This window comes from Streptomyces sp. NBC_01546, from assembly GCF_045208355.1.
Classification (GTDB): Bacteria; Actinomycetota; Actinomycetes; order Streptomycetales; family Streptomycetaceae; genus Streptomyces.
In genome coordinates this window covers 6469784-6489659 of record NZ_CP109379.1, presented here as the reverse complement: position 1 = coordinate 6489659, position 19876 = coordinate 6469784, and the positions used below count along the sequence as shown (strand labels likewise).

Below are 19876 nucleotides of genomic sequence, written 5' to 3'. Positions count from 1 at the left end.
GGCGACTGATGCGAGAACGTTATATGACCCGGGAGACCCCACCGTCCACCAGCACCGTCACGTCACCTGAACGTCAGCCGGAGACCTCGTCCGCCAGCGCGCGCAGCGCCAGCCGGTACGACCCGATGCCGAAGCCCGCGACGGTCCCGGTCGCCACGGAGGCGATGACCGAGGTGTGCCGGAACTCCTCGCGCGCGTACGGGTTCGAGATGTGCACCTCGATCAGCGGCGCGGTGCGCTGCGCCGCCGCGTCCCGCATGGCGTACGAGTAGTGCGTGAAGGCACCCGGGTTGATCACCACGGGGATCTTCCCGTCGGCGGCCTCGTGCAGCCAGCGCACCAGCTGCCCCTCGTCGTTGGTCTCGCGGACCTCGACGTCGAAGCCGAGTTCCGCGCCCAGCGTGCGGCAGCTCTCCACCAGGCCCGCGTACGAGGTGGCCCCGTACACGTCGGGCTCGCGCGAGCCGAGCCGGCCCAGGTTCGGGCCGTTCAGCACGAGCACCCGGCGGCTCACGCGGAGACCTCGCCGTAGGCGGCGATCAGGTGGGCCGGGTCGGGGCCCTCCAGCACGGTCGGCTTGGCCAGGGAGTCGAGGACGATGAAGCGCAGCAGGTTGCCGCGCGACTTCTTGTCGACCTGCATGGTCTGGAGCAGCTTGGGCCACTGGTCGCCGCGGTAGGACAGCGGCAGGCCCACCGAGGCGAGGACCTCCTTGTGCCGGTCGGCCGTGGCGTCGTCGAGGCGGCCCGCGAGCCGGCCGAGCTCGGCCGCGAAGACCATGCCGACGGACACGGCCGCGCCGTGCCGCCACTTGTAGCGCTCGTTCTTCTCGATGGCGTGCGCGAGGGTGTGGCCGTAGTTGAGCATCTCGCGCTGGCCCGACTCCTTGAGGTCGCCGGAGACCACGTCGGCCTTGACCTGGATGGAGCGCACGATCAGTTCGGCGGTGTGCGGGCCGGCGGGCGTGCGGGCCGCCTGCGGGTCCGCCTCGATCAGGTCGAGGATCACCGGGTCGGAGATGAATCCGGCCTTGATGACCTCGGCGAGGCCGCTGACGTAGTCGTTGACCGGCAGCGAGTCCAGCGCCGCCAGGTCGCAGAGCACGCCGGCCGGCGGGTGGAACGCGCCGACGAGGTTCTTGCCCTCGGCGGTGTTGATGCCGGTCTTGCCGCCGACGGCCGCGTCGACCATCGCGAGGACGGTGGTCGGCACGGCGATCCAGCGCACCCCGCGCAGCCAGGTGGCCGCGACGAAGCCCGCGAGATCGGTGGTGGCTCCCCCGCCGACGCCGATGATGACGTCGGTGCGGGTGAAGCCGGACTGGCCGAGCGCCTTCCAGCAGTACGCGGCCACCTCGGCCGTCTTGGCCTCCTCGGCGTTCGGCACCTGGATGGCGACCGCCTCGTAGCCCTGCCCGGCGAGGTCGTCGCGCAGTGCTTCACCTGTCGAGGCCAGGGCCTCGGGGTGGATCACGGCGACCCGCTGGGCCTTGCTGCCGATCAGGCCGCCCAGCTCGCCGAGCAGCTGGTGCCCGACCAGCACCTCGTACGCGTCGTAGCCGGCGCTCGCGCCGACCTGGATCCGCGTCACCTGGTCCGTCATACGTCCTTCAACTCCAGAGCGTCGAGGACCGCCTGGGCGACCTCTTCGGGGGTGCGGTCGTCGGTGGCCACCACGACGCGCGCGACTTCGGTGTACAGGGGGCGCCGGGCGTCCATCTGCTCGCGCCACTGGCGGCGCGGGTTGACGGCCAGCAGCGGGCGCGCGGCGCCGAGGCCCACGCGCCGGACGGCTTCCTCGACGTCCATCGAGAGGTAGGCCACGGGCAGGCCGATGAGCAGCGCGCGCGTGCTCTCGTCGAGGACCGCGCCGCCGCCGAGGGCGAGGACTCCGGTGTGCTCGGCGAGGGCGGCGGCGACCGCCTGGCGCTCCAGCTCACGGAAGTGCGGTTCGCCCTCGTCGATGAAGATGTCGGAGATCTCCCGGCCCTCGGCGGCGACGATGTCCGCGTCGGTGTCCCGGTAGGGGATCCCGAGCCGCTCGGAGAGCAGACCGCCGACCGTCGACTTGCCGGAGCCCATCGGGCCGACGAGTACGACGACCGGTCCGTTCGGTCCGCCCGTCACCGGATCTGCAGGTTGTCGAGGTACGACCGGACGTTGCGGCGGGTCTCGGGGACCGAGTCGCCGCCGAACTTCTCGACCACGGCGTCGGCCAGCACGAGGGCGACCATGGCCTCGGCCACGATTCCGGCGGCCGGCACGGCGCACACGTCGGAGCGCTGGTGGTGGGCCACCGTCGCCTCACCGGTCGCCACGTCCACGGTCGCGAGCGCGCGCGGCACGGTCGCGATGGGCTTCATGGCGGCCCGTACGCGCAGCAGTTCGCCGGTGGTCAGACCGCCCTCGGTACCGCCGGAGCGGCCGGAGGTGCGCTTGAGGCCCTCGGGGGTGGAGACGATCTCGTCGTGCGCCTGCGAGCCGGGCACGCGGGCCAGCTCGAAGCCGTCGCCGACCTCGACGCCCTTGATGGCCTGGATGCCCATCAGGGCGGCGGCGAGGCGGGCGTCGAGACGGCGGTCCCAGTGGACGTGCGAGCCGAGGCCGACCGGGACTCCGTACGCGAGCACCTCGACGACGCCGCCGAGGGTGTCGCCGTCCTTGTGGGCCTGGTCGATCTCCGCGACCATCGCCTTGCTCGCGTCGGCGTCGAGGCAGCGCACCGGGTCGGCGTCGAGCTTGTCGACGTCGGCGGGGGTCGGGTAGACGCCGTACGGGGCCTTGGCCGCGGCCAGCTCCACCACGTGCGAGACGATCTCGATGCCCGCGACTTCCTTGATGAAGGACCTGGCGACGGCGCCGAGGGCCACCCGGGCCGCGGTCTCGCGGGCGCTGGCGCGCTCCAGGATCGGGCGGGCTTCGTCGAAGCCGTACTTCTGCATGCCGGCGAGGTCGGCGTGACCGGGGCGGGGCCGGGTCAGCGGCGCGTTGCGGCCGGTTTCCTTCAGCAGCGAGGGGTCGACCGGGTCGGCCGACATGACGGTCTCCCACTTGGGCCACTCGGTGTTGCCGATCATGACCGCGATCGGGGAACCCTGGGACAGACCGTGGCGGACGCCGCCGAGGAAGGTGATCTCGTCCTGCTCGAACTTCATCCGGGCGCCGCGGCCGTAGCCGAGCCGGCGCCGGGCCAGGTGGTCGGCCACCAGCTCGGTGGTGACGGGGACGCCGGCGGGAAGGCCCTCCAGCGTCGCCACCAGTGCCGGTCCGTGAGACTCCCCGGCGGTCAGCCAACGCAACCTGCTCAACGATGCTCCTCATGCTCGCGCCTGGTACAACACGGCGCGCCCTGGTGCGCGGCCCGGACCCGCCTCACCCGATCCTCCCATGTCCGGGCACGCAAACCGGCCTCGAGTCCAGCTATCGGACGGCTTGACCGTCAGGTGGCCCTGCGACGGCGCTCGCGGAGCCAGGTGACCACGGTCCACACGGCGAGGGAGCCGACGATTCCGCACACGGTGAGCTTCGCCCACAGCGGCAGGTCGCCGAAGGCCACTCTGAGCGTGGCGATGACGACGAAGGGCAGGTCCCACTTCGACGCGAGTATCTGGTCGGTTCCGGTCTGGTCCATGCCGCCCCCATGATCAACTGCGAAGGCGGAAAGCCTAACGGGCGGCGAGCGCCCGCTCTCCGGCGGCCCGTATGGCGGCGAGCGGGCCGGGGGTCCGTCCCGTCATCTGCTCGACCTGGAGCACGGCCTGGTGGACCAGGAGGTCCAGGCCGCCGATGACCGTGCCGCCCCGCTGCGACCAGGACGCCGCGAGGGCGGTCGGCCAGGGGTCGTAGAGGACGTCGAAGAGCGTGCCGGGGGCGGCGGGTACCGCGGCGGCCAGTTCGTCGGTGGCCCCGGCCGGGGTGGTCGCGATGACCAGCGGCGCGGCAAGCGCCTCGGCCGCCTCGGACCAGTCGGCCGTGCGGACGGTGACCCCGAGCCGCGCGCCCCACTGCCGCATCTCGTCGGCGCGGGCCTGCGAACGCACGTACGCCGTGACCTCGCCGGTGCAGATCCGCGAGAGGGCGGCCAGCGCCGAGGAGGCGGTGGCCCCGGCGCCGAGGATGGCCGCGGACGGCACCTTGTCGATGCCGCGCTCGTCGAGCGCGGCGACGATGCCGGGGATGTCGGTGTTGTCGCCGAGCCGGCGGCCGTCCTTCGTGAAGACCACCGTGTTGACCGCCTCGACGGAGGCGGCCGTGTTGCTGATGCCGTCGAGCAGCGGGATGACCGCCCGCTTCAGCGGCATCGTCAGCGACAGCCCGGCCCACTCGGGGCCGAGTCCGGCGATGAACCCCGGGAGCGCGGCCTCGTCGATCTCGAAGCGGTCGTACGACCAGTCGGCGAGGCCGAGCTCCCGGTAAGCGGCGCGGTGCAGCACCGGCGAGAGGGAGTGCTCGATGGGCGAACCCAGCACCGCGGCCCGTATCCCTGACATGTCCTGCTACCCGCCGTTCTTCTGCTTCTGCCGTTCCTGGAACTCGTCGACGAGCTTGAGGTGCTCTTCGTAGGTCTGGGTGAAGGTCGTCGTGTTGCCGTCGACCGACACGAAGAACATCCATCCGCCGTGGTCCGGGTTGAGCGTAGCGGTCAGCGCGTCCATGCCCGGGTTCCCGATCGGGCCGACGGGCAGTCCCGTGATGAAGTGCGTGTTGTAGGGGTTGTTGAACGCCTGGGCTTCCTTGAGGTTGAAGTTGATCTCGCTCTGGCCCTTGGCGTAGTTGTACGTCGAGTCGAACTGGATCTTCCGGTTCGTGACGTCGTTGGTCTTCTTCAGGCGGTTGTAGACGACCTCGGACATCTTCCGGAAGTCGTCGTGGTTCTTGCCCTCGGCGTTGACGAGGCTGGCGACCGTGACCACCTGGAGCGGGTTCTCCAGGCCGAGCTCCTTGGCCTTGCCCTCGACGCCCAGCTCCGAGTACTTGTCGGACGCGTTCTTGACCATCTGCTTGAGCAGGGACTCGGGGGTGCTGTCCTTGCCGAGGTCGTAGCGCGCCGGGTACAGGAAGCCCTCGAGCGGGTCCATGAGCTTCGGATTGTTGCCGGCCCAGGCCGGCAGTCCGAGGTTCTTGGCATCGCGCAGGGCAATGTCCTTGGTGGTGCCGTCCGGCTTGCCCAGCTTCTTGTCGATCGCCTCGTACACCTTGGCGTTGCGCATGCCCTCGGTGATGGTGATGACGTTCAGCTTGCTGGGGTCGATCATCAGCGCGACGGCGGCCGCACCCGACATCTTCTTCTTCATCGGGTAGACGCCCGGCTGAATGGACTTGCCCTTGGGGTTGACGTCGGCGGCGGTCGTGAACGCCTCCACGCTCGCCACGATGCCGTGCTTCTTGAGGATGTTGCCCATCGTGGCCAGGGTGGAGCCCTTGGGGATCTCGACGTCGACCGTCTCGCCGGTGCCCTCGCCCGCGTAGTCCTCGGCCGTGGCGAACCTGTCCTTGAGGTAGCTGTAGCCGTAGTAGCCGCCACCGCCGAGCACGCCCACGATCACCAGCGTGGCGATCAGACACGCGGCGCCGCTGCGCTTCTTGGGCTCACCGCCCTTCGAGCGGCCGCCCCTGCGACCGCCGCCGGGCTCGTCGCCTTCGCCGTCACCGTCGCCGTCGCGACCGCCGCCGGCGAAGAAGCCGCTCTCGGGCTCCTCCTCCTCGACCGGTTCCGGCTCCAGGTGACGCCGGCCGGGGGGCTGCGGCGGAGGGAAGGCTTCCGGCGTGGCGTACAGGTCAGGGGCCTCGCCCGGGTAGCTCGCGACGGCCTGCTGGGCGTACGGGTCCGCGCCCGCGTACGGGTCGGCCGACGCGGGAACCGCGTACTGGCCCGTGCCGGTGTCCCAGCCCTGGGAGTCGTACATCGGCTGCTGGGGGGCCTGCGGGGCATAGGCCTGCTGCTGCGCGTACTGCTGCGGGTACTGCCCCTGCTGCTGCTGGTACTGCTCCTGCTGCTGAAACTGCCCCTGCTGCGGGTACTGCCCTTGCTGCGGGTACTGCTGCTCGTACTGCGGCTGCTGCGCGTACTGCTGCTGCTCGGGGTACTGCTGCTGGTACTGCTGCTCCTGCGGATACCCCTGCTGCGGATCGGCGTACGGCGCCTGGCCCTGCTGGGTCTGGTGCCCGGTCCACCCCTGGTCCCCGTACAGGGGATCCTCAGGGTGCCACGGTTCGGGACCACGGCCCCGGCCATACTCAGTCATCGGTCCCCTAGAGCCGCGAGACGAAGGCGACGGCTGTTCGAATGCCGTCTCATCGCGCGGAACGTTACCGTATCGCGATCAGACAACCACTTCGACGCACTCGCCAGGCGGATTACCTGATACCCGTTCGGTCTCAAGAGCGTTCTGAAGGATCACCACGGCGGCTGCCTGGTCGATGACCGACCTGCCCTTCTTCGCGTTCTTGCCGGAGGCGCGCAGGCCCTGGGCGGCGGTGACCGTGGTCATCCGCTCGTCCACCAGACGGACCGTCACCGGCTTGATGCCCTTCGCCAGTTCGTTCGCGAAGACGCGCACCTTGGCCGCGGCCGGACCCTCCCGCCCGCTGAGCGAGCGGGGCAGGCCGACCACGACTTCGAGGGGCTCGTACTCCTCGACGAGCTGCCGCAGCCGCCGGTGGGCGAAGGGGATGTCCCGGCCCGGGACCGTTTCCACCGGTGTGGCGAGGACCCCATCGGGGTCGCACGAGGCGACCCCGATCCGGGCGTCCCCGACGTCGATCGCCAGCCGGCGGCCGCGGCGCAGAGTCATCGTCAGGCCGTCTCTACGACGAGACGCTCGACGGCGCTGATGGCCTCCGGGATGGCGCCCGGGTTCTGGCCGCCGCCCTGCGCGACGTCCGGCTTGCCGCCACCGCCGCCACCGAGGGTCTTGGCGGCCGTACGGACCAGGTCGCCGGCCTTGAGACCGCGCTCGCGGGCCGCCTCGTTGGTGGCGATGACGGTCAGCGGGCGGCCACCCGCCACGGTGAACAGGGCCACGACGGCCGGGCGGTCACCCGGGATGCGGCCGCGGACGTCCAGGACCAGCTTGCGCAGGTCGTCGGCGCCGGTGCCGTCCGGCACCTGGCCGACGACGAGGGCGACACCGTGGATGTCCTGGGCGTTCTGGGCGAGCCCGGCGGCGGCCTGGAGGACCTTCTCCGCGCGGAACTTCTCGATCTCTTTCTCGGCGTCCTTCAGCTTGCCGAGCATGGAGGCGATCTTCTCCGGCAGCTCCTCCGGACGGCCCTTGACCAGCTCCTGGAGCTGGGCGACGACCGTGTGCTCCTTGGCGAGGAAGTTGTACGCGTCCACGCCCACCAGGGCCTCGACGCGGCGCACGCCGGAGCCGATGGAGGACTCGCCGAGCAGCTTCACCAGACCCAGCTGGGAGGTGTTGCCGACGTGCGTGCCGCCGCACAGCTCCTTGGAGAAGTCGCCGATGGTGACGACGCGCACGCGCTCGCCGTACTTCTCGCCGAACTCGGCGATGGCGCCCTGCTTCTTCGCCTCGTCGATGCTCATGATCTCGGCGGTGACGTCCAGCTCGCGCGAGAGCACGTCGTTGATCTTCTGCTCGACGTCGGTGAGGACCGAGCCGGGGACGGCGTTCGGCGAACCGAAGTCGAAGCGGAAGCGGCCCGGCGAGTTCTCGGAACCGGCCTGGGCGGCCGTCGGGCCCAGCGCGTCGCGCAGCGCCTGGTGCGTCAGGTGCGTGGCGGAGTGGGCGCGGGCGATGGCCCGGCGGCGGTTGATGTCGATGGCGGCGTACGCGTTGGCGCCCACCGTCACCTCGCCGACCTGGACGGAGCCCTTGTGCACGGAGACGCCCGGGACCGGCTGCTGCACGTCGCGGACGACGATGACGGCGCCCGAGTCGAGCTTGATGCGGCCCTGGTCGGCGAGCTGGCCGCCGCCCTCGGCGTAGAAGGGGGTGCGGTCGAGGACGACCTCGACCTCGTCGCCCTCGGAGGCGGCGGGCGCGGAGACGCCGTTGACCAGCAGGCCGACGATGGTGGACTCGCCCTGGGTGGTGGCGTAGCCGGTGAACTCGGTGGCGCCGGAGCCGTCGGCGATCTCCCGGTAGGCGGACATGTCCGCGTGGCCGGTCTTCTTGGCCTTGGCGTCGGCCTTGGCGCGGTCGCGCTGCTCCTGCATCAGGCGGCGGAAGCCGGGCTCGTCCACGGAGAGGCCCTGCTCGGCGGCCATCTCCAGGGTGAGGTCGATCGGGAAGCCCCAGGTGTCGTGGAGCAGGAACGCCTTGTCGCCGGGGAGGACCGTGCCGCCGGCGGCCTTGGTCTCGGTCACGGCGGTGTCGAGGATGTTGGTGCCACCCTTGACGGCCTTGAGGAAGGCGGCCTCTTCGGCGAGCGCGACGGTCTCGATGCGCTTGCGGTCGGTGACCAGCTCCGGGTACTGCTGCCCCATCGTGGTGATCACGACGTCGACGAGGTCCTGGACGACCGGACCCGTGGCGCCCATGAGGCGCATGTTGCGGATGGCGCGGCGCATGATGCGGCGCAGCACGTACCCGCGGCCCTCGTTGCCGGGGGTGACGCCGTCGCCGATGAGCATGACGGAGGTGCGGATGTGGTCGGCGACCACGCGCATGGACACGTCGGTGCCCTGCGCGGCGCCGTACTGCACACCGGTCAGCTCGGTGGCCTTGTCCATGACCACGCGCAGGGTGTCGGTCTCGTACATGTTCTGCACGCCCTGCAGGATCATGGCGAGACGCTCGAGGCCCAGACCCGTGTCGATGTTCTTCGACGGCAGGTCGCCGAGGATCGGGAAGTCTTCCTTCCCGTCACCGGCGCCGCGCTCGTACTGCATGAAGACCAGGTTCCAGATCTCCACGTAGCGCTCGTCGTTGACGGCCGGGCCGCCCTCGACGCCGAACTCCGGGCCGCGGTCGTAGTTGATCTCCGAGCACGGGCCGCAGGGGCCGGGGACGCCCATGGACCAGAAGTTGTCCTTCTTGCCCAGGCGCTGGATGCGCTCGGCCGGCACGCCGATCTTCTCGCGCCAGATCTGCTCGGCCTCGTCGTCGTCGAGGTAGACGGTGATCCAGAGCTTCTCGGGCTCGAGGCCGTAGCCGCCGTCCGCCACGGAGCTGGTCAGCAGCTCCCAGGCGTACTTGATGGCGCCTTCCTTGAAGTAGTCGCCGAAGGAGAAGTTGCCGCACATCTGGAAGAACGTGCCGTGGCGGGTGGTCTTGCCGACCTCTTCGATGTCCGGCGTACGGACGCACTTCTGCACGCTGGTGGCACGGGGGGCCGGGGGCTTGGTCTCGCCGAGGAAGTACGGCTTGAAGGGGACCATGCCCGCGTTGACCAGCAGCAGAGTCGGGTCGTCCGCGATGAGCGACGCCGAAGGGACAACGGCGTGACCGCGCTCCTCGAAGAAGCTCAGCCAGCGGCGGCGGATTTCAGCCGACTCCATCAGTGGTCCTCATTCCGGTTGTACGTAACCGCCGAGTGGTTCGGGCGGTGGGTGGTCTTGTCGTACGCGTGCGGGTCGTTCTCGATGGCCCGCAGCCGCCGCTGCCCGGGGAGGGCGGTGACGTTGTCGGGCCGGTCGGGATCCTGGCGGAGTCCCAGTGCGTCGTTCAGCTCGTCCTCGCGCTGCGTCATTCCCGCCTTGACGTCGAGGGCGAAGTCCTTGAGGCGGTGACCCGCCTCCAGCGCCTTGTCGGCGGCCTGGGCGGCAAGGCTTTCCGGCGTCAGCTTCTTGAGCTGGCGGTTGACCTTGGTGGTGGCCCACACACCGGCGGCGGCGCCTGCGGTGAACCAGAAGGCTCGGCGGAACATCGGAGGTCTCAGCCCTTCTGCTTCCGGCGTCGGGCCGCCGGCACGGTACGGCCGACGATCACGGTCCGTCGGGTGGTCTTCGCGGGCGCCTCGTCCGTCCGGCCGAGCGCCTTGCGGACGCCGTAGCCGAAGGCCGCGACCTTGACCAGCGGTCCCCCGAAGGCGGAGGCCACGGTGGAGGACAGCGCGGAGGCGTTGGAGGTGACCTCCTGGACGTCGCTCGCGATGGCGTCGACCCGGTCCAGCTGGGTGCGCGCGGAGCGGACGGTCGTGGAGGCGTCTGCCAGCAGCGGGACGGCCTGTTCGGTCACGTCGGCCACCAGCTTGGTGGTCGCCTTGAGCACCTGCGCCAGCCTCGCCAGTGCCACGGCGAGGAAGGAGACCAGGATGGCCCAGAAGACGGCCACGAGGATCCCGGCCACCTCTCCACCGGACACGTCACACCGCTCTCTGTCTGTACTTGAACTGCTCGCGTACTGATTCCTACAAATGGCCTTCCGACCCTATCGCGCCGGAGCTCCCCGGCCGTACCGGAATTCCGGGTCGGCCGGGCCCGCCTTGTACGCAGAGCTTCCGGACCAGTACCCTCCGTGTCCCATGCGACAGAGACCCCTTCAAAATACGGCCTGGGGCAATCTTCCCTCGGAGCTGGGCGGGTTCGTCGGGCGGGGTACCGAACTGTCCGAGCTGGGGCGGCTCCTGGAGTCCTCGCGGCTGGTGACGGTGACCGGCGTGGGCGGGGTGGGCAAGTCCCGGCTGGTGCTCGCGGCGGCCCGGTCGGCCGCGGCGGAGGCGCAGGAACGCTACTGCGACGGGGTGTGGCTGGTCGAACTGGCGACCGTACGGGATCCGTCGCTGCTCGAGCTGACCGTTTCGGAGGGGCTCGGGCTGACCGATCACACCACCCGGCCGCCCAGGACCGTACTGGCCGAGCACCTGGCCGGGCGGCGCCTGCTGCTGGTCCTGGACGGCTTCGAGCAGCTGGTCGACGAGGCGGCCGAGCTGGTACGGGAGCTGCTGCGCGGCTCCCCCGGCCTGCGGGTGCTCGCGGCGGGCCGGCGGCCGCTGGCCCTGGACGGGGAACAGACCTTCCCGCTGGCCCCGCCGGCCCCGGAGGAGGCGCTGGCCCTGCTGGCGGCCCGGGCCCGCGCCGCCGACCCTGCCTTCGCGGTGACCGAGGCGAACCGCGCCGAGCTGACCGAGCTGTGCGCCCGCCTCGACGGGATCCCGCTCGCCCTGGAGCTCGCGGCGGGCCGGCTGCGGGCGCTGTCCCCCGCGCAGGTGCTGGCGCGGCTGGAGGACCGCTTCGCCCTGCTGACGGGAGGCTCTCGCGGGGCGCTCCCCCGGCACCGGGCGCTTCGTACGGCGATCGGCTGGAGCCACGAGCTGTGCACGGCCGCGGAGCGGCTGCTGTGGGCGCGGCTGTCGGTGTTCGCCGGACACTTCGACCTAGATGCCGCCGAGTACGTGTGCGCGGGTCCGGACCTGCCGGTGGAGAGCGTGCTGGACCTGGTCGGCGAGCTCCTCGCCCAGTCCCTCCTGCTCCGGGAGGAGACGCCGGCCGGGGTGCGCTACCGAATGCTGGAGACCGTACGGGTGTACGGGGCGGGCTGGCTGGAGTCGCTGGGTGACGCCGGCCGGCTGCGGCGGCGGCACCGGGACTGGTACGTGGGCCTGGCGACCTGGTGCGAGCTGGACTGGTTCAGTCCGCGCCAGGAGGAGGTGGCGGCGCTGGTGGAGACGGAGCTGCCGAACCTCCGCCTGGCGCTGGAGTGCTCCCTGGACGAGCCGGACGAGGTCCACCTGGGCCAGTACCTGGCGGGGACCCTGTGGTTCTACTGGGCGGGCTGCGGCCGCCTCACGGAGGGCCGGCACTGGCTGGACCGGGCCCTGGAGGACTCGGACCGGCCGGCGGAGTACGAGAACTCGCGGCTGAAGGCGCTGTGGGTGCTGGGGTACGTCGCGGCGCTCCAGGGGGACGGGGTGGCCTCCATGAGCGCGCTGTACGAGTGCCGGGACGCGGCGGCGCGCAGCGGAAACCCCCTCGCGACGGCGTACGCGGTGCACCGGCTGGGCTGTCTGGCGCTGGTCTCGGACGACATGGCGCGGGCCGGGGAGCTGCTGGGCCAGGCACTGGAGCGGTACCGGGAGGCCGGGGAGCTGAACAGCAACGTGCTGATGTGCCAGGTGGAGCTGGCACTGACGCTGGCCTTCCAGGGGGAGCCCGCCGCGGCGCTCGCGCTGTGCCGGGAGGTCCGGGAGATCTGCGAGGAGCGCGGGGAGCGCTGGACCAAGGCCTACGCCCTGTACGTCCTCGCGTACGCGGCCCTGGACGCGGGGGCGGTGGACGAGGCGCGGCAGCTGCTGACCGAGTGCGTGGCGATCAACCACGCCTTCCACGACCTGGTGGGGCTGGTCCTGGCGCTGGAGCTGCTCGCGCTGGTCGCGGTCGCGGAGGGCGATCCGGAGGAGGCGGCGGTGCTCCAGGGCGCGGCGGAGCCGATGTGGGGCGGGGTGGGCCTGCAGCTGTTCGGCTCGGGGTACTTCAACGCGCCGCGGCTGATGTGCCAGGAGCGGGCGGGTGAGCTGCTGGGCGCCGAGCGGTATGCGGCGTACGCGGCCGAGGGGCGGGGGCTGAGCCGGGAGGCCGTGGTCGTACGGGCGCAGCGCGGGCCCGGGAGTCCGGAGGACGGAAAAACCCGCCGCCCCCGAAGGGGACGGCGGGTTTCCACCAGCCTGTGAGGCCTATGCCTGCATCAGCGGGCGTAGTACTCGACGACGAGCTGCTCGTCGCAGATGACCGGGATTTCCTTGCGGTTCGGGTCGCGGTCCAGGCGGAAGGCCAGGGCCTTCAGGTTGACCTGCAGGTAGCGCGGGGTCTCGCCCTCGCCTGCGTAGCCACCCTCACGGGCAACCTGGAACGGAACCTTCTCGCGGCTGCGCTCGCGCACGGTCACGACGTCGTCCGGGCGGACACGGAACGACGGCTTGTCGACCTTGCCACCGTTGACCTCGATGTGGCCGTGAACGACCATCTGGCGGGCCTGGTAGATGGTGCGGGCGATGCCCGAACGCAGAACCAGGGCGTCGAGACGACGCTCGAGCTCGACGACCAGCGCCTCGCCCGTCTTGCCTTCGGCCTTCTTGGCGCGGTCGTACGCGCGGGCCATCTGACGCTCAGAGATGTCGTACTGAGCGCGCAGACGCTGCTTCTCGAGCAGACGAACCTTGTAGTCCGAGTTCTGCTTGCGGCCACGGCCGTGCTCGCCCGGCGGGTAGGGGCGGGCCTCGAAGTACTTGACGGCCTTCGGGGTCAGCGCAATGCCGAGGGCACGCGACTTCTTGACCTTGGGTCGCTTCTGGTTCACGTGGAACCTACCTCCATGTAAGTTAGGTGAGGCTTACCTTAGCGAGGAGGACGTAATGTCTCGACCACATGGGATCCCCCTGCCCAGTGCGCGTCGAAGTTCAGATCCAAACGAAACAGGATCTGCTTTCGACGACGATTGGCAAGGTCAGCCGCGTCCCAGGGAAGGCGTTCGGCAGCTCACCGGAGCCGAACGCGTACGAACCCTCGTAGAGTCCAACGCCTCAGTATCCCTCACGCTGCCGGGTGCTCGTGACAGTCACGGATCCGACGACTTCGGGACAGGGATGCCGGTCGCACGGACCGTCACCCCGGACGGGGACGTGATTCTCCTTGTTTCCGGGGAATCCGCGGCTGCCAGGGCAGCCGCTCACGCCCAGGACGACGACCTCACCGCCGTGATCGAGATCACGGATGTGGCGCCGGTGTCCGTGCCACATCGTATCCGAGGCCGCGCCTGGCTGACCGGGTGGCTGACGCAGGTGCGCGGGGCCGAGCGCGCGGCCTGCGCGGCGCTGCTGGCGGACCGCCGGCCGGTGGGCGAGCTGCTGGGGATGGCCGGCCGCCCCGCATGGGTGATGCTCCGCCTGGAGGTCGGCGAGATCTCGGTGGACGACCTGTGGGGCGCCGAGCACGTGGACCCGGACGACTTCGCCGCGGCGGAGCCGGACCCGATCTCCGCCCACGAGGCGGAGCTCCTCCAGCACCTGACCTCATCGCACTCCGACCGGATCGGGGAGCTGTGCGGCCTGCTGGGCTCGCGGGAGGCGGACGGCATGACCGCCACCCCGCTCGCCCTGGACCGCCTCGGCCTGCGCGTGCGCTTCACGGGCGGCGCGACCGGTTCCTTCGACGCCCGCTTCGACTTCCCCGAACCGGTGGCGGACATCTGCGGCCTGCGCCGTGCGATGCGGACCCTCTTCTCGGCGGCTGGTCACTGAGGGCAGGTGCCGAGCATCTCCTGGAGCGCGAGCTTCTCGGGCGCGGTCACGGACAGCCGGTACTTGGCCTTGATCCCGGTGTAGCGGCGGGCGTACTCGCACCAGTACGTCTTGAGGGGCGGCTTCCACTTGTCGGCCGTCTTGCTGCTCTTGTCGTAGTTGGTCTGCTTGTCCACGGCGAGCAGCACATCGAGGTCGTTGGCGTAGTCGAGCCTGCGCTGCGGGGTCCAGGCGTACGCGCCGCCCCGCCAGGCGGCGCCCAGCGCGACGACGTGGTCGGTCTGGATCTGCGCCGTTGCGCCCGCCGACGCCGTCGGTCTCGTCCGACCAGTACCTGCCGAAGTTCTCCCGCTCGTACGTCTCCCAGTTCTTGCCCCACTCGGCCTTCAGCCCGGCCAGCCCGAACCCGGCCGGGCGCAGGATCGTCGTGATGGCACCCACTGACCAGGAACATCGCCGCCAGGGCGATGAACGGAGCACGGCGTCCCATGATCGGAGCCTACGCCGCAGGTCAGGATCCGCCGCGGAGCCTCTCCCGGACCTTCTCCACCACATCCGCGTACCGCGCCTCGGCCCCGTACCGCGTCGGCTCGTAGTACCGCTTCCCGTGCACCGCATCCGGCGCGTACTGCTGGGCGGCGATGCCCCCCGGCACATCGTGCGGGTACACGTACCCCTGCGCATGCCCCAGCTTGGCCGCGCCCTTGTAGTGCCCGTCCCGCAGGTGCGACGGGACCGTACCCGCCAGCCCGGCCCGTACGTCGGCCAGCGCCGCGCCGATCGCGGTCGTGGCGGTGTTCGACTTCGGGGCGAGCGCCAGCGCGATCGTGGCGTGCGAGAGGGTCAGCGCGGCCTCCGGGAAGCCGATCATCGCCACCGCCTGGGCCGCGGCCACCGCGAGCGGCAGGGCCGTCGGGTCCGCCAGGCCGATGTCCTCGCTCGCCGAGATCATCAGGCGTCGCGCGATGAACCGCGGGTCCTCCCCCGCCTCGATCATCCGGGCCAGATAGTGCAGCGCCGCGTCCACGTCCGAGCCGCGGATCGACTTGATCAGTGCGCTCGCCACGTCGTAGTGCTGGTCGCCGTCCCGGTCGTACCGGACGGCGGCGCGGTCGACCGCTTCCTCCACCGTCTGGAGGGTGATCTCCTCCTCGCCCTTGGCGATGGCCGACCCGGCCCCCGCCTCCAGCGCGGTGAGCGCCCGCCGGGCGTCGCCGCCGGCGATCCGCAGCAGGTGCGCCTCGGCGTCCGCGGGCAGGGTGACCGCCCCGCCCAGGCCCCGCTCCTCCGTCAGTGCCCGCCGCATCAGCGCGCTCAGGTCCTCGTCCGTCAGCGGCTCCAGCGTCAGCAGCAGGGAGCGCGACAGCAGCGGAGAGATGATCGAGAAGTACGGGTTCTCGGTGGTGGCCGCGATCAGCGTCACCCAGCGGTTCTCGACGGCAGGGAGCAGCGAGTCCTGCTGTGCCTTGCTGAAGCGGTGGATCTCGTCGAGGAAGAGGACGGTGTCCTTGCCGTAGCCGCCGGCCGCGCGCTTCGCGCCCTCGATGACCGCCCGTACCTCTTTGACGCCCGCCGTGATGGCGGACAGCTCCACGAACCGTTTCTTCGTGGCCTGGCTGACCACATAGGCGAGGGTCGTCTTTCCGATGCCCGGTGGGCCCCAGAGGATCACCGAGGAGGCACCGGCGGGGCCTCCGGCCCCTTCCCCGACCAGCCGCCGCAGCGGTGATCCGGGCTTCAGCAGGTGCTGCTGGCCGACGACCTCGTCCAGGGTGCGCGGGCGCATCCGGACGGCGAGCGGAGAGGTCGAGGGGTCCTTCTCCTGGCGGTCTTCGGCAGCGGCGGTGAACAGGTCTGGTTCCACACCGGAAGCCTATGCGAGGCCACCGACAGTCCCGCCGCCCCCGGTCAGGAGGTCCAGAAGTCCCACCAGCGCGTCAGGACGAGCATCCCGATGATCCCGATGTGCAGCACCGGGAGCACCCAGGTGAACTCGTCGAAGAAGCTCTTCAGCCAGCCCGGCGCGGGCAGCAGCCCCTGGCGCACGTTGTGCGAGGTGACGTACCAGAACATCACGATCGTGGCGACCCAGGCCAGGCAGCACCACAGGCAGAGCGAGTTGATGTTGTACAGCGACTGGTAGGTCAGCCAGGCGCAGAACACGACGCCGAAGAGGGTTCCCGCGTTCAGCGTCAGCCAGTACCAGCGGCGGAACCGGGCGCCGGCGAGCAGGCTCATGCCGACGCAGATCACCATGCCGTAGGCGACCAGTCCGAGCATGGGGTTCGGGAAGCCGAAGACGGCGGCCTGGTCGCTCTTCATGATGTTGCCGCAGGAGACGATCGGGTTCAGGCTGCAGCCGGGGGTGAAGTTCGGGTCCTCGAGCAGCTTGAACTTGTCGATCGTGATCACCCAGGCGGCGAGGAGACCCGCGGCCCCCGTGATCACCAGCAGCAGGGCCAGCGCCCGACTGCCCCCGATCGTCTTCGGGGCGGCGTCCGCGTCCGTACCTCGTGTCGTCATACCGCCCGCTCCACATCTGCAAGGTCAACAAGCACCGGCCATTGTGCCGTACGGGGCTGTGTGTTCACCGTTCGATGGAGATAAGGAAGGGCGGGACGGGGGATTCCCCGTCCCGCCCTTCCGGCAGGAACCGACCGTCAGACCAGCCGGGCCTGCACGGTGGCGACCAGGTCGGCGACGGGCACGGCCGTCTGCTCGCCGGACTCCATGTCCTTCAGCTGGACGACGCCCTCGGCAAGGTCACGCTCGCCCGCGACGACGGTGAACGGCGCTCCGGACCGATTGGCGTTCTTCATGTGGCTCTTGAGGCCCTTCGAACCGTACGAGAAGTCGGCCGCGACGCCCGCCTTGCGCAGCTCGGTGACAGCCCCGAAGAGCACCTTCCGGGCCTCGTCGCTCAGCGCGATCGCGAAGACGCTGGTAGCAGCCGGGATGTCCAGCTCCACGCCCTCGGCCTCGAGCGCCAGCACCGTGCGGTCCACACCGAGCGCCCAGCCCACCGACGGCAGCGCCGGTCCGCCGATCATCTCGGACAGGCCGTCGTAGCGGCCGCCGCCGCCCACCGCGGACTGCGAGCCCAGACCGTCGTGGACGAACTCGAAGGTGGTGCGGGTGTAGTAGTCCAGCCCGCGCACCAGCTTCTCGTCGTCCTCGAAGACCACGCCCGCAGCAGTGATCAGCTCACGGACCTCCGAGTGGTACGCCTTGCACGCGTCACACAGGTAGTCCCGCAGCATCGGCGCGCCGACCAGCTGCTTCTGAACGGCCTCACGCTTGTCGTCGAGCACTCGCAGCGGGTTGATCTCAGCCCTGCGCAGAGTTTCCTCGTCCAGGTCCAGGCCCCGGAGGAACCCCTGGAGCGCCTCCCGGTACACCGGGCGGCATTCCGCGTCGCCCAGCGAGTTCAGCAGGATCCGGAAGTTGCGCAGACCCAGCGAGCGGTACGCCTGGTCGGCCAGAATGATCAGCTCGGCGTCCAGCGCCGGGTCCTCGGCGCCGATGGCCTCTGCACCGACCTGCGAGAAGTGCCTGTACCGGCCCTTCTGGGGGCGCTCGTAGCGGTAGTACGAGCCGGAGTACCAGAGCTTGACCGGCAGGCCGCCGGCCTTGTGCAGGTTGGCCTCCAACGCCGCGCGCAACACGGAGGCGGTGCCTTCCGGGCGCAGCGCCAGGTTCGCGCCGCCCTTGGTCGTGAGGGTGTACATCTCCTTCGTCACGATGTCGGTGGACTCACCGACACCACGCGCGAAGAGGTCCACGTCCTCAAAACCGGGCGTCTCGATGTATCCGTAGCCGGACTTGCGCAGCGGGCCGGAGATCGCCTCGCGGACAGCCAGATACTTGGCCGAGTACGGCGGGATCAGGTCGTACGTGCCCTTGGGGGCCTTGAAGGTGCTCACGAAACTCTCGTCACATTCCTCGTCGTGGAGCGGCTGTCGGGTCCGCTGCCAGGCCCGCGGCGACCTCCCGCAGATACGGGTTGGTCGCGCGCTCGCGGCCGATGGTGGTCTGGGGACCGTGGCCGGACAGCACCACGGTCGAGTCGTCGAGCGGCAGGCACACACGGCCCAGCGACTCGAGCATCTCGGCGTGGGAGCCGCCGGGCAGGTCGGTGCGTCCGATGGAGCCGGCGAAGAGCAGATCACCGGAGAAGAACACGGACGGAACGTCCGGGGACTCCGGCATCCGGAAGGTCACCGACCCCTTGGTATGCCCCGGCGCGTGCGCCACGGAGAAGTCCATTCCGGCCAGCTTCAGGGCGGCGCCGTCGGTCAGCTCGCGGACGTCGTCCGGCTCGCCCACGGTCAGCTCGCCCATGAGCGGCATCCCGATGGAGCGGCCGAGGGCCTTCTCCGGGTCGCTCATCATGTAGCGGTCTTCGGGGTGGATCCAGGCCGGTACGTCGTGTGCTCCGCACACCGGGACGACCGAGGCCACATGATCGATGTGGCCATGGGTCAGCACGACGGCGACGGGCTTGAGCCGATGCTTCTTCAGCGTCTCCTCGACACCCTGGACGGCCTGGTGGCCCGGGTCGATGATCACGCACTCCTCACCGGCGGCGGGGGCGACCAGGTAACAGTTGGTCCCCCAGGCCCCGGCGGGGAACCCGGCAATCAGCACGTTCGTCCTCAATCGTCGTCCGGCGGGAGGCTGCAGATCGGAATGCTGCTGCTCAGAGCCTACCGGCGCCCCTCATCACACAGCGAACCCATATACGGTACGGCCTAACCCAGCCCGGACAGTGGTACCAGAGACGCACAAGGAGACGACCCGGTGGTCACGAGCGATCAGCGGCGGCGACAGCTCGCCAGGGAGAAGTACGAGCGCCAGCAGAAGCGCCGGGCCGAGGCCCGGCAGAAGACGCGCCGACGGGGGGCGATGATCGGCGCGGCGGTGGCCGTGGTGGTCGCGACGCTGGTCGGCCTCATCGTGGGCGGCGTGTTCGACAAGGACAAGAAGGACCAGGCGGCCGACCCGGCCGCGAACCCGTCGGCCTCGCCGTCGCCGAAGCAGTCCCCGTCGCCCGAGATGGCCATCGACCAGAAGGCGAAGTACACCTTCGCCCTGAAGACCAGCGCGGGCGACATCAACTTCGCGATGGACGCGGCGAAGACCCCGCAGACCGTGAACTCCTTCAAGTCGCTCGCCGACAAGGGCTACTTCGACAACACCAAGTGCCACCGGCTGACGTCGGGCGGGATCTTCGTGCTCCAGTGCGGCGACCCGGAGGGCACCGGCATGGGCGGCCCCGGCTACACGATCCCGGACGAGAACCTGGACTCGCTGGGCAAGGCGAACGAGCAGGGCCAGGTGGTCTACCCGGCCGGCACGGTCGCGATGGCCAACACCGGCCAGCCCGGCTCGGGCGGCAGCCAGTTCTTCCTGGTCTACAAGGACAGCCCGCTGGCGCCTTCGTACACCCCGTTCGGCAAGATCGACGCGGCGGGCCTGAAGGTCCTGGAGGACATCGCCAAGGTCGGTACGGCCGACGGCGGCCAGGACGGGGCCCCGAAGAACGAAGTGAAGATCGAGAAGGGCACCGTCACCCAGAACTGACCGGAAGCAGCCGCCCCGGGCCCTGCGGCCCGCATCCCGCCCGTACGTCGATATTCCGTCGTGCGGGATGCGGACAGCCGGCCCGGCGGTCGCCTATGTTGGCGTTGTGCAGGGCGGGCGCGGCCCGCCCCAGGAAACTGTGGACGATGCCC

20 protein-coding genes are annotated in these 19876 nt (G+C 70.4%); 3 read left to right on the top strand and 17 right to left on the bottom strand.

Annotation, left to right across the window (positions count from 1 at the left end):
- Positions 1-73 precede the first annotated feature (73 nt).
- The 11 genes from aroQ to OHA89_RS29730 form a co-directional block, all read right to left on the bottom strand.
- Positions 74-514: a type II 3-dehydroquinate dehydratase gene (aroQ, locus tag OHA89_RS29780; RefSeq protein ID WP_215144304.1), complete on the bottom strand. Its 441-nt coding sequence runs from the start codon at positions 512-514 to the stop codon at positions 74-76.
- Positions 511-1602, bottom strand: coding sequence for a 3-dehydroquinate synthase (aroB, locus tag OHA89_RS29775; RefSeq protein ID WP_215144306.1), 1092 nt, complete (start codon positions 1600-1602; stop codon positions 511-513). Before aroB ends, aroQ begins: the two co-directional genes overlap by 4 nt.
- Positions 1599-2081 carry a shikimate kinase gene (locus OHA89_RS29770; RefSeq protein WP_406368634.1) on the bottom strand — a complete coding sequence of 161 codons (483 nt, stop codon included), beginning with the start codon at positions 2079-2081 and terminating at the stop codon, positions 1599-1601. The genes aroB and OHA89_RS29770 overlap by 4 nt, the downstream gene beginning before the upstream one ends.
- Before the next feature lie 41 nt (positions 2082-2122).
- Entirely contained in the window at positions 2123-3307 is a 1185-nt protein-coding gene (aroC, locus tag OHA89_RS29765; RefSeq protein ID WP_215144308.1) for a chorismate synthase, read from the bottom strand.
- A 131-nt stretch (positions 3308-3438) separates the two neighbouring features.
- Positions 3439-3630, bottom strand: a complete 192-nt coding sequence (locus OHA89_RS29760) for a hypothetical protein (protein WP_406367491.1) — start codon at positions 3628-3630, stop codon at positions 3439-3441.
- A gap of 34 nt (positions 3631-3664) precedes the next feature.
- Positions 3665-4489 (bottom strand): shikimate dehydrogenase, encoded by an 825-nt coding sequence (locus OHA89_RS29755; RefSeq protein ID WP_266610784.1) that lies wholly within the window; start codon positions 4487-4489, stop codon positions 3665-3667.
- A gap of 6 nt (positions 4490-4495) precedes the next feature.
- Positions 4496-6244, bottom strand: a complete 1749-nt coding sequence (gene mltG, locus OHA89_RS29750) for an endolytic transglycosylase MltG (RefSeq protein WP_406367489.1) — start codon at positions 6242-6244, stop codon at positions 4496-4498.
- A gap of 78 nt (positions 6245-6322) precedes the next feature.
- The gene (gene ruvX / locus OHA89_RS29745; protein ID WP_030387206.1) at positions 6323-6793 is read right to left on the bottom strand and encodes a Holliday junction resolvase RuvX; all 471 of its coding nucleotides are present in this window, start codon (positions 6791-6793) and stop codon (positions 6323-6325) included.
- A 2-nt stretch (positions 6794-6795) separates the two neighbouring features.
- Positions 6796-9465, bottom strand: a complete 2670-nt coding sequence (gene alaS, locus OHA89_RS29740; protein WP_266610780.1) for an alanine--tRNA ligase — start codon at positions 9463-9465, stop codon at positions 6796-6798.
- Positions 9465-9833, bottom strand: coding sequence for a DUF6167 family protein (locus OHA89_RS29735; protein ID WP_215144318.1), 369 nt, complete (start codon positions 9831-9833; stop codon positions 9465-9467). The genes alaS and OHA89_RS29735 overlap by 1 nt, the downstream gene beginning before the upstream one ends.
- A gap of 8 nt (positions 9834-9841) precedes the next feature.
- Entirely contained in the window at positions 9842-10270 is a 429-nt protein-coding gene (locus OHA89_RS29730) for a DUF948 domain-containing protein (RefSeq protein ID WP_215144320.1), read from the bottom strand.
- A gap of 160 nt (positions 10271-10430) precedes the next feature.
- Here OHA89_RS29730 and OHA89_RS29725 point away from each other — a divergent pair, with 160 nt between their 5' ends.
- Positions 10431-12575 carry an AAA family ATPase gene (locus OHA89_RS29725; protein ID WP_266610777.1) on the top strand — a complete coding sequence of 715 codons (2145 nt, stop codon included), beginning with the start codon at positions 10431-10433 and terminating at the stop codon, positions 12573-12575.
- Between the two features lie 14 nt (positions 12576-12589).
- On the opposite strand, the gene rpsD is transcribed toward OHA89_RS29725, so the two are convergent.
- Positions 12590-13201: a 30S ribosomal protein S4 gene (gene rpsD / locus OHA89_RS29720; protein ID WP_150520470.1), complete on the bottom strand. Its 612-nt coding sequence runs from the start codon at positions 13199-13201 to the stop codon at positions 12590-12592.
- A 286-nt stretch (positions 13202-13487) separates the two neighbouring features.
- On the opposite strand from rpsD, the gene OHA89_RS29715 reads away from it, so the two are divergent.
- Positions 13488-14141, top strand: coding sequence for a DUF2470 domain-containing protein (locus OHA89_RS29715; RefSeq protein WP_406367487.1), 654 nt, complete (start codon positions 13488-13490; stop codon positions 14139-14141).
- Here the strand turns inward: OHA89_RS29715 and OHA89_RS29710 are convergent.
- From OHA89_RS29710 to OHA89_RS29690, 5 genes are all read right to left on the bottom strand, one after another.
- Positions 14135-14404, bottom strand: a complete 270-nt coding sequence (locus OHA89_RS29710; protein ID WP_406368632.1) for a DUF1524 domain-containing protein — start codon at positions 14402-14404, stop codon at positions 14135-14137. The genes OHA89_RS29715 and OHA89_RS29710 overlap by 7 nt on opposite strands.
- Positions 14405-14652: 248 nt before the next feature.
- The gene (locus tag OHA89_RS29705) at positions 14653-16005 is read right to left on the bottom strand and encodes a replication-associated recombination protein A (RefSeq protein WP_406367485.1); all 1353 of its coding nucleotides are present in this window, start codon (positions 16003-16005) and stop codon (positions 14653-14655) included.
- 44 nt (positions 16006-16049) lie between these two features.
- Positions 16050-16664: a vitamin K epoxide reductase family protein gene (locus OHA89_RS29700; protein ID WP_215144328.1), complete on the bottom strand. Its 615-nt coding sequence runs from the start codon at positions 16662-16664 to the stop codon at positions 16050-16052.
- A 137-nt stretch (positions 16665-16801) separates the two neighbouring features.
- Positions 16802-18064 carry a histidine--tRNA ligase gene (hisS, locus tag OHA89_RS29695; protein WP_215144329.1) on the bottom strand — a complete coding sequence of 421 codons (1263 nt, stop codon included), beginning with the start codon at positions 18062-18064 and terminating at the stop codon, positions 16802-16804.
- A 10-nt stretch (positions 18065-18074) separates the two neighbouring features.
- Positions 18075-18788 (bottom strand): MBL fold metallo-hydrolase, encoded by a 714-nt coding sequence (locus OHA89_RS29690; protein ID WP_266610772.1) that lies wholly within the window; start codon positions 18786-18788, stop codon positions 18075-18077.
- Positions 18789-18941: 153 nt separating this feature from the next.
- Here OHA89_RS29690 and OHA89_RS29685 point away from each other — a divergent pair, with 153 nt between their 5' ends.
- Complete coding sequence (locus tag OHA89_RS29685; RefSeq protein ID WP_257557176.1) at positions 18942-19724, top strand: peptidylprolyl isomerase; 783 nt, start codon at positions 18942-18944, stop codon at positions 19722-19724.
- Positions 19725-19876: the final 152 nt, after the last annotated feature.

What these genes read in the sequence shown, in the direction of transcription:
- alaS (WP_266610780.1), bottom strand. Translation starts at nt 9,465, where the DNA reads ATGGAGTCGGCTGAAATCCGCCGCCGCTGGCTGAGCTTCTTCGAGGAG.
- OHA89_RS29725 (WP_266610777.1), top strand. Translation starts at nt 10,431, where the DNA reads ATGCGACAGAGACCCCTTCAAAATACGGCCTGGGGCAATCTTCCCTCG.
- OHA89_RS29760 (WP_406367491.1), bottom strand. Translation starts at nt 3,630, where the DNA reads ATGGACCAGACCGGAACCGACCAGATACTCGCGTCGAAGTGGGACCTG.
- OHA89_RS29700 (WP_215144328.1), bottom strand. Translation starts at nt 16,664, where the DNA reads ATGACGACACGAGGTACGGACGCGGACGCCGCCCCGAAGACGATCGGG.
- mltG (WP_406367489.1), bottom strand. Translation starts at nt 6,244, where the DNA reads ATGACTGAGTATGGCCGGGGCCGTGGTCCCGAACCGTGGCACCCTGAG.
- aroB (WP_215144306.1), bottom strand. Translation starts at nt 1,602, where the DNA reads ATGACGGACCAGGTGACGCGGATCCAGGTCGGCGCGAGCGCCGGCTAC.
- ruvX (WP_030387206.1), bottom strand. Translation starts at nt 6,793, where the DNA reads ATGACTCTGCGCCGCGGCCGCCGGCTGGCGATCGACGTCGGGGACGCC.
- OHA89_RS29715 (WP_406367487.1), top strand. Translation starts at nt 13,488, where the DNA reads ATGCCGGTCGCACGGACCGTCACCCCGGACGGGGACGTGATTCTCCTT.
- OHA89_RS29770 (WP_406368634.1), bottom strand. Translation starts at nt 2,081, where the DNA reads ATGGGCTCCGGCAAGTCGACGGTCGGCGGTCTGCTCTCCGAGCGGCTC.
- OHA89_RS29735 (WP_215144318.1), bottom strand. Translation starts at nt 9,833, where the DNA reads ATGTTCCGCCGAGCCTTCTGGTTCACCGCAGGCGCCGCCGCCGGTGTG.
- OHA89_RS29755 (WP_266610784.1), bottom strand. Translation starts at nt 4,489, where the DNA reads ATGTCAGGGATACGGGCCGCGGTGCTGGGTTCGCCCATCGAGCACTCC.